This window comes from Frondihabitans sp. PhB188, from assembly GCF_003752365.1.
Lineage (GTDB): Bacteria > Actinomycetota > Actinomycetes > Actinomycetales > Microbacteriaceae > Frondihabitans.
In genome coordinates this window covers 308,202-321,289 of sequence record NZ_RJUO01000003.1, presented here as the reverse complement: position 1 = coordinate 321,289, position 13,088 = coordinate 308,202, and the positions used below count along the sequence as shown (strand labels likewise).

9 protein-coding genes are annotated in these 13,088 nt (G+C 72.1%); 4 read left to right on the top strand and 5 right to left on the bottom strand.

The features are described 5' to 3' along the window. Positions 1-44 precede the first annotated feature (44 nt). Entirely contained in the window at positions 45-1,535 is a 1,491-nt protein-coding gene (locus EDF46_RS10280) for an aminopeptidase P family protein (protein ID WP_123506530.1), read from the bottom strand. A 52-nt stretch (positions 1,536-1,587) separates the two neighbouring features. Continuing rightward, the gene (locus tag EDF46_RS10275; protein ID WP_233579989.1) at positions 1,588-2,604 is read right to left on the bottom strand and encodes an endonuclease/exonuclease/phosphatase family protein; all 1,017 of its coding nucleotides are present in this window, start codon (positions 2,602-2,604) and stop codon (positions 1,588-1,590) included. Positions 2,605-2,661: 57 nt separating this feature from the next. Here EDF46_RS10275 and EDF46_RS10270 point away from each other — a divergent pair, with 57 nt between their 5' ends. Then, positions 2,662-3,516 (top strand): PHP domain-containing protein, encoded by an 855-nt coding sequence (locus tag EDF46_RS10270; RefSeq protein ID WP_123506186.1) that lies wholly within the window; start codon positions 2,662-2,664, stop codon positions 3,514-3,516. Between the two features lie 71 nt (positions 3,517-3,587). Here the strand turns inward: EDF46_RS10270 and EDF46_RS10265 are convergent, their stop codons facing one another. Next, positions 3,588-5,090: a DEAD/DEAH box helicase gene (locus tag EDF46_RS10265; protein WP_123506185.1), complete on the bottom strand. Its 1,503-nt coding sequence runs from the start codon at positions 5,088-5,090 to the stop codon at positions 3,588-3,590. 98 nt (positions 5,091-5,188) lie between these two features. Between EDF46_RS10265 and EDF46_RS10260 the strand changes: the two genes are divergently transcribed. Beyond that, positions 5,189-5,914 (top strand): ferritin-like fold-containing protein, encoded by a 726-nt coding sequence (locus EDF46_RS10260; RefSeq protein ID WP_233579988.1) that lies wholly within the window; start codon positions 5,189-5,191, stop codon positions 5,912-5,914. A 69-nt stretch (positions 5,915-5,983) separates the two neighbouring features. Here the strand turns inward: EDF46_RS10260 and EDF46_RS10255 are convergent, their stop codons facing one another. Both EDF46_RS10255 and EDF46_RS10250 read right to left on the bottom strand, forming a co-directional pair. Further along, complete coding sequence (locus tag EDF46_RS10255; protein ID WP_123506184.1) at positions 5,984-6,283, bottom strand: hypothetical protein; 300 nt, start codon at positions 6,281-6,283, stop codon at positions 5,984-5,986. Between the two features lie 7 nt (positions 6,284-6,290). Further along, positions 6,291-6,515: a DUF3107 domain-containing protein gene (locus tag EDF46_RS10250; protein WP_123506183.1), complete on the bottom strand. Its 225-nt coding sequence runs from the start codon at positions 6,513-6,515 to the stop codon at positions 6,291-6,293. Positions 6,516-6,647: 132 nt separating this feature from the next. Here EDF46_RS10250 and EDF46_RS10245 point away from each other — a divergent pair, with 132 nt between their 5' ends. Further along, on the top strand, positions 6,648-9,740 hold the full coding sequence (locus EDF46_RS10245; RefSeq protein ID WP_233579987.1) for an ATP-dependent DNA helicase: 3,093 nt from the start codon (positions 6,648-6,650) through the stop codon (positions 9,738-9,740). Beyond that, positions 9,737-12,988 carry an ATP-dependent DNA helicase gene (locus EDF46_RS10240; RefSeq protein ID WP_233579986.1) on the top strand — a complete coding sequence of 1,084 codons (3,252 nt, stop codon included), beginning with the start codon at positions 9,737-9,739 and terminating at the stop codon, positions 12,986-12,988. Before EDF46_RS10245 ends, EDF46_RS10240 begins: the two co-directional genes overlap by 4 nt. Positions 12,989-13,088: the final 100 nt, after the last annotated feature.

Sequence of the window (13,088 nt, the reverse complement as noted above, 5' to 3'; positions counted from 1 at the left end):
CTGTGCGGGAGGGCGACCCGCGCAGATCGTCAGGTGGAGCCGACTTAACGGCGCCCGGCGATCCACGCCTCGACGTCGGACGCCGTGCGGGGGATCGACACCGAGAGGTTCTCGGCGCCGTCGGCGGTGACGAGGATGTCGTCCTCGATCCGGACGCCGATGCCTCGGAACTCGGCGGGCACGCTCAGGTCGTCGGGCTGGAAGTAGAGGCCCGGCTCGATGGTGAAGACCATGCCCTCCTCCAGGACGCCGTCGAGGTAGAGGTCGCGGCGGGCGGCGGCGCAGTCGTGAACGTCGATGCCGAGGTGGTGGCTGGTGCCGTGGACCATGTAACGGCGGTGGAACTGGTTCTCGGGCTTGATCGACTCGGCGGCGCTGACGGGCAGGAAGCCCCACTCGGCCGTCTTCTCGGCGATGACGGCCATCGCGGTGGCGTGGATCTCGCGGAACCTGATTCCGGGCCTCACGATGGCGAAGGCGGCGTCGGCCGCCTCGAGCACGGCGTCGTAGACGAGACGCTGGATCTCGGAGAAGCGGCCCGAGACCGGGAGGGTGCGGGTGATGTCGGCCGTGTACAGGCTGTCGAGCTCGATGCCGGCATCGATCAGGATCAGGTCGCCGGGGCTCACGTGACCGTCATTGCGCGTCCAGTGCAGGATGCAGGCGTGGTCGCCCGACGCGGCGATGGTGTCGTAGCCCACCGTGTTGCCGTCGGCACGGGCGCGCCGGTTGAAGGTGCCCTCCACGATCCGCTCGCCGCGGGGGTGGGCGAGCACCTCGTCGAAGTCGGCGATGATGTCGCGGAAGCCGTCTTTCGTCGCGGCGACGGCGGCCCGCATCTGCGCGACCTCGTACGCGTCTTTCACGAGGCGGAGCTCGCCGAGGTCGCGGGTCAGGACGTCGAGACTCGCTGCGCGGTCGGCGACGGTGTCGACGCTCTCGTCGGCGGGCTCTGTGGGCAGAAGCGCGTCGAGGCGGCGGGTGAGGTCGGGGTCGGCGTCGCGGACGAGCATCGTCTCGGCGTCCGAGGTCGTGACGACCTCATCGAAGTCGGCGAGGTCGCGCGTGGCGACGCCGAGGTCGACGGCGACGTCGGCGAGCGACGGACGAGGCCCGATCCAGAACTCGCCGATCTCGGGGTTGGCGTAGAACTCGTCGGAGTCGCGGCCGGCGCTGGCGCGCAGGTAGAGGGTGGCCTCGTGGCCGGAGTCGGCGGGCTCGAGCACGAGCACCGAGCCGGGCACGGTGTCGGAGGCCCAGCCGGTGAGGTGCGAGAAGGCGGAGTGCGCGCGGTAAGGGTAGTCGGTGTCGTTCGACCGGACCTTGGCCTGGCTGGCCGGGATCACGAGGCGCTTTCCCGGGTGCAGGGCCGAGAGCGCCGCCCGGCGCTGGGCGGCGTACGGCGACTGCTCGCGGGGCTCGGTGACGGTGTCGGGACGCTCGGCCCACTGCGACGAGATGTACTCCTTGAAGGCGTCGGAGCCGGGAGTGGTGGAGCGGTTCGAAGTGGCGCGCGGTGCCTTCTGATCAGCCATGCTCACCATTATGCAGGCGCCGCACTGAACGAGCCGTGGCTGATCCTGCCGGCTACTGGTTCTTCGAGACCAGCTGCGCCAGCACGGGCCGGTGGTCGCTGCCGGCATCGTCGCGGCCGCCGATCACCTTGAAGCCGGTGACCTTCCAGTCGGGGGTCGCCATGACGTGGTCGATCGGCGTGGCGAGGAGCTCTGGAACGTTCGTCGGCCACGTGCCGACCGCGGCGTTGCCCGTCGCCTTGGCGGCGTCGCGGCAGCTGCCGAGGGCCGACGTGGCGTCCTTGCCGAGGCCGGACTCGTGGTCGAGCGTCGAGTTGAAGTCGCCCGCCATGATCATGCTCTCGCCGGAGCAGAGCTTCGCGAGGTACTTGAGGTCTTTGCTCCAGGCGGCCATGTGCGCCTTGACAGGGGCTACCGGGTGCGCGGCGACGATGACGGGGCCCGTGCCGTCGGCGGGTCGGGCGACCACGGTGGGAAGCACATCGGTCGTCGTCTTGTCGGTGGAGGTCGTGTACGAGCCGAGCTTCGTCGAGATGAGGAGCGACGTCGAGTCGGCCGACGACGTCTGGTCGTAGGCGAGCACCAGCACTCTCATCGGGCGCCCCGCCTTCTTCATAGCGGCGGCCACAGCTGCGGCGGTCTTCTTCTGCGTCTCGGGGAGGCTGACGATGTCGGCCTTGGTCGAGATGGCGAGCGAGGCGATCGCGGCGGCGCCGGGTGCCGCACCGCGCGTGTTCCAGGCGAGGACGCGCAGGTCGCCGGTCTGGCGCTTCGCGAACTCCGTCGACCCCGTGCCGCGCTCGATCAAGACGCCCGCCGACACCGCCGCGAACGCGACGAGCAGCACGGTGACGCCTGTGAAGAGGCGGCGGAGCGGGCGCGCGGCGAGCCCGACGACGAGCAGGATCACCGCCAGGACGAGCGCGACCACGCCCATGACGCCCCGGAAGGCGATGATCTGGGCGACGTAGTAGTGCTGCTGGAGGCCGAGGGCCTGGGGGAATGCGGCCACAGCGAGCACCGCCGCCACAGCGAGCAGGAGGACGAGGGTCACGAATCGGCGAAGCACAGTGGACCGATCCTAACGGCTGCGGCCCCCGGGACTCGCGGCGCTTACGATGGGGGAATGTCTTCCGGTCCGATCGACCTGCACACTCACAGCAGTGTCTCGGACGGCACCGAGACCCCGCGCGAGCTCGTCGACTCGGCGGTCCGCGCGGGGCTCGGCACCGTCGCACTCACCGACCACGACTCGACCAGCGGCTGGGCCGAGGCCGCCGAGGCGGTCGAAGGAACCGGTCTCACGCTGATCCGCGGCATGGAGCTGTCCACCCGCGTCGGCTACAACAGCGTCCACATGCTCGCCTACCTGTTCGATCCGGCTGCCCCGGGTCTCGTCCGCGAGACCGAGCGGCTCCGCGAGGACCGCCTGCACCGGGCCGAGCGCATGGTCGCGCGCATCCGCGCCGACTACGACCTCGAGTGGGGCGACGTGCTTGCACAGGCGACCGTGGGCGCTACGCTCGGCCGCCCCCACATCGCCGACGCACTCGTCGCGAAGGGGTACGCGCGCGACCGCAGCGCCGCCTTCGCCGGCATCCTCCACTGGCGCAGCGGGTACTACGAGCCGCACGAGGCGCCGAGCCCGCTGACCGGGGTCCGTCTGATCCGCGAGGCCGGCGGCGTGCCGGTCCTCGCCCACCCGGCGACCCGTGGTCGGGATGCGAACCTGCCGATGACCGACCTCCTCGAGCTGATCGAGGCGGGGCTCGGCGGGGTCGAGGTCGGCCACCGGGAGAACACGGATGCGGGCCGCGAGTTCCTGCGCCGGCTTGCTCGCGAGCACGATCTCATCATGACGGGCTCGAGCGACTACCACGGCGACGGCAAGCCGAACCGGCTCGGCGAGAACTCCACCGAGCCGTCGCAGCTCGCGCGCATCGTCGAGCAGGCGACCGGCGCCGCGCCCGTCGTCGGCTAGCAGGGCCCGCGGCGCATGCGAAAGCCCCGCACCCCTCGTGGCGAGGAGATGCGGGGCCGGCAGGACTGCGACTAGGCCTGAGCCGGTGACGAGCCCTCGCCGGAGGGCCGGCGGCGACGGTTGCGGCTGCGGTTGCGGGGCGGCCGCGACTCGCCGTCGGCGGTCGACTGCGACGGGGCGGTGGTCGACGCGGAAGCCTCGGACGACGAGCCCGTCTCCGACCCCTGGCCGCCGCGGGTGCGACCGCGGCCGCCACCGTCACCGGAGGAGCGCTGGCCGTCGCCCGACGAGCGCTGGCCCTCGCCCGATGAGCGCTGGCCCGAGCGGCCGGACGACGAGCGGCCGGAGGAGGCGGGTGCCTGCGTGCGGGGAGCGGCCTCGCGCGAGGTCGGCTTGAGGCGGCCACGCGTGCCGGCCGGGATGTCGAGGTCGCTGAACAGGTGCGGGCTCGACGAGTAGGTCTCGACGGGCTCCGGCATGTTCATCTCGAGCGCGCGGTTGATGAGGGCCCACTTGTGCAGGTCGTCCCAGTCGACGAAGGTGACCGCGATTCCGGTCTTGCCCGCGCGGCCGGTGCGGCCGGCGCGGTGCAGGTAGGTGTCGTGGTCGTCGGGCACCGTGTGGTTGATCACGTGGGTGACGTCGTTCACGTCGATGCCGCGAGCCGCGACGTCGGTGGCGATCAGGATGTCTTTCTTGCCGGCCTTGAACGCGGCCATGGCGCGCTCGCGCTGCTCCTGGTTGAGATCGCCGTGCACGGCGGCGGCGTTGAAGCCGCGGTCGTTCAGCTCTTCGACCAGCTTGGCCGCCGCGCGCTTGGTCCGCGTGAAGATGACGGTCTTGCCGCGGCCCTCGGCCTGCAGGATCCGGGCGATGACCTCGTCTTTGTCGAGGTTGTGCGCGCGGTAGACGACGTGCTTGATGTTCGCCTGCGTCAGGCCCTCGTCGGGGTCGGTCGCGCGGATGTGGATCGGCTTCGACATGAACCGGCGAGCCAGGGCCACGATCGGGCCGGGCATCGTGGCCGAGAACAGCATGGTGTGCCGGGTCGGGGGGATCTGAGCGAAGATCTTCTCGATGTCCGAGAGGAAGCCGAGGTCGAGCATCTTGTCGGCCTCGTCGAGCACGACCTCCGTGACCTTCTTCAGGTCGAGGAGGCGCTGGCCCGCGAGGTCGAGGAGACGGCCGGGCGTGCCGACGACGATCTGGGCGCCGTCTTTGATCTGCTCGACCTGGCCCTCGTAGGCCTTGCCGCCGTAGATGGAGACGATCTTCACGTCGCGGCGGTTGGCGATGGCGGTCTGCAGGTCTTCCGTGACCTGGACGCAGAGCTCGCGGGTCGGGACGACGACGAGCACCTGCACGCCGGGCGTCGGGTGGAGGCCGATTCGCTGGATGATCGGGAGGCCGAAGCCGAAGGTCTTGCCGGTGCCGGTCTTCGCCTGGCCGATGATGTCCTGGCCGGAGAGGGCGAGGGGAATGGTCTGGGTCTGGATGGGGAAAGGCTCGATGATCCCCTTGGACGCCAGTGCGTCGACGATGTCTTCGTCGATCGAGAGGTCGCTGAATGTCAAGTGTGGCCCTGTTTCAAATAGAGGGGTAAGCCTGTAGTTTAGCCGGTCCTCGTCCGGGGCCGACTGTCCTCGCCCGGCCGACCCTCTAAGGTGGTGCCGTGGTGTCGTGGAAGGGGTTCCGAGTCGGTCGTTCGAAGACCGCTGGTTCCCGCCCCCGGCAGACCCCCCGCCCGCTCCCCGTCAGCCGGGTCGAGCTGGGCGACTTCACTCCGGATCTCGACGTCTATCTCGGTCTCGTGGCCTACCTGCAGCTCGCGCTCTTCGAGTCGCTCGGCCGCGCGTCGAGCATCACGCCGAGCACGCGCGCCAAGGCCCTGACCGGGGTCGTCGCGACCTCCACCCTCGAGCGCCACAAGGCCCTGCTGGCCGAGATCGAGCGCCAGGGCGGCGACGCGGCCGACGTCATGCAGCCGCACTCGGCGCTCATCGACGACTTCCAGCGGCGCACCGGGGGAGGCGACTGGCACGAGTCCATGCTCGCGACCTACGTGGCGGCCGGTCTCCTGAACGACGTCTTCATCCGTCTCGCAGCCGGGCTCTCCGCCGACTACCGGGAGCGTGTCGTCGCGGCCCTCGAGCTCGGTGCCGAGACCGACGAGAGAGAACTCGTGGCCGAGCTGTCCCTCGCCATCGGCGCCGACCCGAAGCTGGCGTCGCGCCTGGCGCTCTGGGGGCGCCGTCTCGTCGGCGACACCCTCCTCGTGGCGCGGGCGGCGATCTCGGCGTCGCACCAGTCGGCCGACGACGAGCGCCTCGAGCCGGTCTTCACCGAGCTGATCGCCGCCCACACCCGCCGCATGGACGCGCTGGGGCTGACGGCGTAGCGGACCGCCCCACGCGGCGAGGCTGCGCAGCGAACCGCCGCGCGCGGCGTGGCCGCGGAACGGACCGCTCTACGCGGCCTGGCCGCGCAGCAGCTCGTCGAACAGCTCGCGGTCCCGGTCGGCACGGCGACGAGCGCTGATCCGGGCCACGGCGGCGCCGGTGAGGGCGGCGACGACCAGGGTGACGGCCCAGATCCATCCCCTGTCGGACTTCCACTCGAGCCAGGTCAAGGCCTCCCACACGACGATCGCCGCGCAGGTCGCCCAGCCGGCCGTCCAGAACAGCCCGCGGCTGTCCTGGCCCGGGAGGGCGAAGTGGACGATCAGGCCGAGGATCGCGCCGCCGAGCGCCGCGAACAGGAGTTCCATGTCGTGCCTAGTTGACGAAGCCGACGCGGCCGCGCTCGACGCTTCCGACCTCGACGTAGGCGAGGCCCGCGGTCGGGATCAGGTAGACCTTGCCCTTGTTGTCCTTCAGGGTGAAGTAGGTCTTCGAGCCGTCGAGGGCGTCTGCGATGACCTTCTCGACGTCTGCAGGCGAATCCGTCGACTCGATTGCGATCTCACGGGGGCTGTTGGCGATACCGATGCGAATGTCCACGTCATGACGATATCCGACTTCGCGAAGCGCGTGCGCGGGCGTTCACTGTCGGCAGATTTTCGTCGGCTTCCGGGCGCAGGAACTCCCTGCCGGCTCCCCCGAGCGACGGTGGCTCCGACTAGCGTCGTTCCCGTGACGCCGACACCTGCCGCCCTCGACCCCTTCCAGCGCGCTGTCGTCGCTCTCGGCGACGGCGAGTCGGCCGCCGTCATCGGGGCACCCGGGTCGGGCAAGACCACGGCCCTCGTCGCCTTCGTCCTCGATCGCGTCCACCGCGAGGGATGGGGGCCGCAGGCGGTCGTCGCCCTCGCGCCGACCCGTGCCTCGGCGACGGCGCTGCGCGACGTGCTGGCCGCCGGGGTGGATGTGCCGACGCCCGGCCCGCTCGCCCGCAGCGTGGCCTCGCTCGCCTTCGACATCGTCGGCCACGCCGCCCGCCTCGCGTCGGCCCAGGTGCCGACGCTCCTGACCGGCGGCGAGCAGGACACCCTGATCCGCGATCTTCTGCAGGGCCACCTCGACGAGGGCGCGGGGCCGGTCTGGCCCGAGCACCTCGGCGCGTCGGTCCGCGAGCTGCGCGGCTTCCGCACCGAGCTGCGCGAGCTGATGATGCGCGCCACCGAGCACGGAATCACGTCCGACCGGCTGCGGCAGCTCGCCGTCTCGGCAGAGCGGCCCGAGTGGGCGGCCGCCGCCGACTTCCGCGACGAGTACCTCCGCGTGGTCGACGGTCTGCAGGGCGCCGCACTCGACTCGGCCGAGCTCGTCGACTTCGCCGTCGCCGCACTGGACCGCGGCGAGTCGTCGCCGCTCGTCGAGCCGCTCCGCGCCGTGGTGGTCGACGACGCGCAGGAGGCGACCGAGTCGACGCTGTCGCTGCTGCGGGCTCTCTCCCGCCGAGGGGTGACAGTCGTCGCGTTCGGCGACCCCGATCTGGCGACGACGGCCTTCCGCGGGGGATCGCCGGACGTCCTCGGCCGTCTGGCCGTGCGCCTCGGCCTGCCGTCTGTGACGACGCTGCACCTCGGCGCCGTGCACCGCCACGGTCCTGCGGTGCGGGCGCTCGTCGGATCCGCGACGGAGCGCATCGGCGCCGCCGGAGCCGGCCGCCAGCATGCCGCGGGATCCGCCGTGGCCGACGTCGGCGGCGTTCAGCCGCTGGTGCGGATCGAGTCCGACAGCCCGGCGCACGAGACCGCCGCCGTGGCTCGCCTGCTGCGGGAGCACCATCTGTTCCGCGACGTGCCGTGGTCGCGGATGCTCGTCGTGGTCCGCAACGGCGCCCTCGTGCCGACGGTGGCCCGGGCGCTGCAGCTGGCCGAGGTGCCCACGCGCACGCCGGTCGCCGGCCGCGCGGTCCGCGACGAGTACGGCGCCCGTCACCTCCTGCTCGCGGCGTCCGTCGCGACCGGTCGCGTCGAGCTGACGGCCGACGTCGCCGGCGACCTCCTCTCGGGTCCGCTCGCCGGCTTCGACTCTCTCTCGCTCCGCCGACTGCGCCTCGCGCTCCGCGCCGAGGAGCTCGCCGGCGGCGGCTCGCGCTCCAGCGACGACCTCCTCGTCGAGGCGCTCGCCGGCCCGGGGCGCTTCGCCACCATCGAGTCGCGGTTCGCGGCTCGCGCCGGCCGCTTCGCCGCGAGCCTCGACACCGCCCGGGGCGACGCTCAGGGAGGCGCGACCATCGAGGAGATCCTCTGGGGCCTGTGGGAGCGCAGCGGGCTCGCCGACGAGTGGAGCACCCGCTCGGCCGGTCACGGCATCCTCGCGGCCGAGGCCGATCGCCACCTCGACGGGGTCGTCGCCCTCTTCACGTCGGCGAAGCGCTTCGTCGAGCGCTCGCCGGAAGCCGAGCCGGAGGAGTTCCTGGCCGCGATGCTCGACGCCGACGTGCCCGAAGACACTCTGTCTCCGCAGGCGCTGGCCGAGTCCGTGCTGGTGTGCACGCCGAACGGCGCCATCGGCCTGGAGGCCGACGTGGTGGTGGTGGCTCGCCTGCAGGACGGCGTGTGGCCCAACCTCCGGGTCCGCGGCGGCCTCCTCGGCCCCGACGATCTGGTCGATGCGGCGGACGGCCTCGTCTCCGACCTCAGTCCCGTCGACCGGCGCGCCGGGGTCCTGTCCGACGAGCTGCGCATGTTCACCCTCGCCGTCTCGCGGGCGACCACCCAGGTCGTGCTGGCCTGCACGGCGAACGACGACGAGTCGCCGTCGATGTTCCTGCGCCTGCTGCCCACCGACCTCGAGCCCACCGAGGTACGGCCGCCGCTGTCGCTGCGCGGGCTCGTCGGCCACCTCCGGCACGTGGCCACCACCGCCGAGCCCGGCGGCGTCCGCGGAGCCGAGGCGGCGGGCGGGTTGGCCCGACTGGCCGAGGCCGGCGTGACCGGGGCGTCGCCCGACGACTGGTACGGACTCCTGGAGCCGACGACCGCCGACCCGCTCGTCGACCTCGCCGCCGACCCCGAGGCCCGCGTGCGCGTCTCGCCGTCGGCCATCGAGTCGTTCGAGACCTGCCCCCTGCACTGGTTCCTCGATCGCTTCGGCGGCACGCAGGCCACGTCGGCCATGGGCATCGGCACCGTGATCCACGACGTCATGGAGCATGCGACCGACATCGACCCCGATTCGCTCTGGGCCCAGGTGGAGGCGCGCTGGGGCGAGCTCCAGTTCGAGTCGCCATGGATGTCGGCGGCCGAGAAGCGGAAGGCGCGAGTACTCACCGAGGGTCTCTCGGGCTACCTGCGCGACTTCCGAGCGGCCGGTGCGACCCTGCTCGGCGCCGAGACGGAGTTCACGCTGTCCGTCGGCCAGGCCGAGCTCCGCGGCAAGATCGACCGCGTCGAGCAGCAGGCCGATGGCAGGGTCGTCATCGTCGACCTGAAGACCGGCCGCAAGACCTTCACTGCGATGGAGATCGAGGAGCACGCTCAGCTGGCCGCCTACCAGCTGGCTCTCGCCGAAGGGCAGGTCGACTCGGCCCCGGAGGTGCACGAGCCCGGCGGCGCGAAGCTCGTCATCGTGTCGTCCGGCGTCAGGGGCAAGGCGTATCGAGAGCCCGCCCAGGCCGCCTACGGTCCCGAGGAGCTGGAGGCGTTCCGCATCCGCGTTCAGGGTGACGCGGCCGGGATGGCGGGGCGCACCTTCGTCGCCCGCGTCGAAGACCACTGCCTCGGCCGCCTGGGTGGCTCATGCCGGATCCACGTCGTCGGAGAGGTGACCCAGTGAGCGCGACCCCGATGGCGCCCCGTGCGGCGCTCTCGGCCCTCGACATCGCCGAGGTGCTGAGCCTGCCCGCACCCACGCCCGAGCAGCAGGCCGTCATCGAGGCGCCGCTCGAGCCCGCGCTCGTCGTGGCCGGTGCCGGTAGCGGCAAGACCGAGACCATGGCCGGCCGTGTCGTCTGGCTCCTGGCCAACGGCCACGTCTCGGTCTCCGAGATCCTCGGTCTCACGTTCACGCGCAAGGCCGCCGGCGAGCTCCAGAAGCGGATCGAGAAGAGGATCGCCCTCTTGAGCGAGCGCGGACTGCTCGGTGCCGACCGCGACCCGTTCGACGCGCCGACTGTGTCGACGTACAACTCGTTCGCGAGCACGATCTTCCGCGACAACGCCCTGCTCGTCGGCCGGGAGAGCGAGTCGCAGGTGCTGAGCGAGGCGTCCGCCTGGCAGATCGCGCGTGCCCTCGTGGTCACCAGTGGCGACGAGCGCCTCGCGTTCCTCGACCGCTCGGTCGACGCCATCACTCAGGCCGTCATCGACCTCAGCCACGCGCTCGCCGAGAACGTCGCGTCCTCCGACGACGTCCGGCGCATGGCGCGGCAGTTCGAGAGGCTGATCGACCTCCCCGCGACCAAGGCGTCGCCCTACAAGAGCGTCGTCGACGCGGTGGCCGACGTCGGCTCGCTGGCGCCCTTGCTCGACCTCGCCGACGCGTTCGCCCGCGAGAAGGCCCGCCGCGGACTCGTCGAGTTCAGCGACCAGGTCGCGCTGGCTCTCGCCGTCTGCGAGACGGCGCCGCGCGTCGTCGAGGAGCTGCGCACCCGCTTCCGCGTCATCCTGCTCGACGAGTACCAGGACACGAGCGTCGTCCAGACGCGTCTCCTGGCACGGCTGTTCGCCCGCACCGGGGTGATGGCCGTCGGCGACCCGCACCAGTCGATCTACGGGTTCCGCGGTGCGAGCGCCGCCAACCTGGGCCGCTTCCCGGTCGACTTCGGCGCCGGTGCCGGTGCGCACTACACGCTGTCGACCAGCTGGCGGAACGCGAAGGTCATCCTCGACTCGGCCAACGCGGTGGTGCACGAGCTGGCTGCGGGCGCCGGCGTCGGCGCGCTCACCGCGCGGCCGGGCGCACCGGACGGCCGCATCGACATCGCGTACGAGGAGACCCTCGTCGACGAGGCGGCCGCCGTGGCCGACTGGTTCGCCCGCGAGCTGGAAGCCCGCACCGCCGAGGGCCACCTCAAGACCGCGGCACTGCTGTTCCGCTCGAAGAAGACCGTGGCGGTGTTCGCCGACGCCCTGCGCGATCGCGGCGTCCGCTACCGGATCCTCGGGGTCGGCGGCCTGCTGCAGCGCCCGGAGGTGGTCGACCTGGTCAGCTGCCTGCGGGTCCTCGGCGACCCGGCGGCCGGCTCGGAGATGATCCGCCTCCTCGTGGGGGCTCGCTGGCGGGTCGGCCTGCGCGACATCGCGGCGCTCCGTGACGTGGCCTCCTGGCTGTTCCGGCACGATCACGCCCAGAAGCTCCTCGACGACGACGTGGCCACGGCGCTGCGGTCGTCGGTCGCACCCGGCGAGCAGGGCTCGATCGTCGATGCGGTGGACTTCGTGGCGACCGCGCCCGCGACGCACCGTCAGCTCGCCGGGTTCACCCCGGCGGGGGTCGAGCGGATCCGCACGCTGGGGCGGCACCTCGCGTTCCTGCGCAATCGCATCGGGCTGGACCTCGTCGACCTCGTCACCCTCGTGCAGCAGGAGATGCTGCTCGACGTCGAGGTGGCCGCGGCCGGCGGATCGCTTCGCGGAGGCGCCTACCTGCAGGCGTTCGACGACGAGGTCGCGGGCTACGTGGCCACCGACGAGTCGGCGAGCCTGCAGGGGTTCCTCTCGTGGCTCTCGGCCGCCGAGCGCCGCGACGACATGGGCCCGCGCTCGGACGAGGGCGAGGACGGCGTCGTCCAGCTCCTCACCATCCACGGGTCCAAGGGGCTCGAGTGGGACCTCGTCGGCGTTCCGCGGCTCGTCGCCGACGAGCTGCCGGGAGCCTCGCGCGCCGGCAGGGGCTGGCTCAACTTCGGGCAGCTGCCCTACGAGTTCCGCGGGGACTCCGCCGAGCTCCCGGCGCTCGCCTGGCGCGGCGTCGACGATCAGAAGCAGTTCGACCAGGGCAAGCAGGGGTTCGAGGCCGAGCTGAGGGCGCGCCACTACGACGAGGAGCGCCGCCTCGCCTATGTCGCCTTCACCCGCGCCAAGGAGGCTCTGCTGCTCAGCGGCTCGTTCTGGGCGACCCAGTCGAAGCCGCGGGCACCCAGCCGCTACCTCGTCGACCTTGTCGAGGCGGGCGTCGTGCTGCCCGACGCCCTGCCCGACGCGCCCCGCTCCGACGAGAACCCGCTGAGCGAGAGCAGCCTCACCCTGAGCTGGCCCGTCGACCCGCTGTCGACCCGGCGCGACGCGGTCGAGTACGCGGCGGCCCTCGTCCGCACGACGGGCGCGGCCGGCGGTGCGCGGTCGGCCGACATCGACCTCCTGCTCGCCGAGCGCGACTCCTCTCGCGACCGCGCCCTCCAGGTCGCGCTGCCGCAGCGCATCCCCGCATCGCGCTTCAAGGACTACGTCGACGACGCCGCCGCCGTGGCGAGGTCGCTGCGGCGGCCGCTGCCCGAGCGCCCCTACCGCGCCACCCGGCTCGGCACGCTTTTCCACGCCTGGGTCGAAGACCGCTACCAGCCCACGGGAGCCGGCGAGACGCTCGACGCCGCGGCGTTCGACCAGGAGGCCGCCTTCGCGCTCGACTACGACGCCGACGAGGCCGCGCCTCTGGGCGGCGGTCGGAGCGGGCCGGTCGACCCCGACGACGCGCGACGCCTGGCCGAGCTGCAGGCGACCTTCGAGGCGTCCGAGTGGGCCGACCTCGATCCGGTCGACGTCGAGCTCGAGATCCACCTGCCCCTCGGGCCGCGCACGGTCATCTGCAAGATCGACGCCGTGTTCGTGCGCGACGGGCGATACCAGGTCGTCGACTGGAAGACCGGCAAGGCGCCGCGCGACGCCGACGACCTGCGGCTGAAGCAGCTGCAGCTGGCTCTGTACCGCGAGGCGTATGCGTCCTACCGCTCGATCGACCCCGCGATCATCGATGCCGTCTTCTACTTCGTGGCCGACGACAAGGTGGTCCGGCCCGAGAACGTCAGCAGCCGGGCGGAGCTGGAGCGGCTGTGGGCCGGGGTCGAGGGCGGCCTGGCTGGGTAGCCCTGCCGGTCCGGGTTGGCCCCGCCGGTCCGGGTTGGCCCCGCCGGTTCGGGTTGGCCCCGCCGGTTCGGGTTGGCCCCGCCGGTTCGGCACCGCCGAT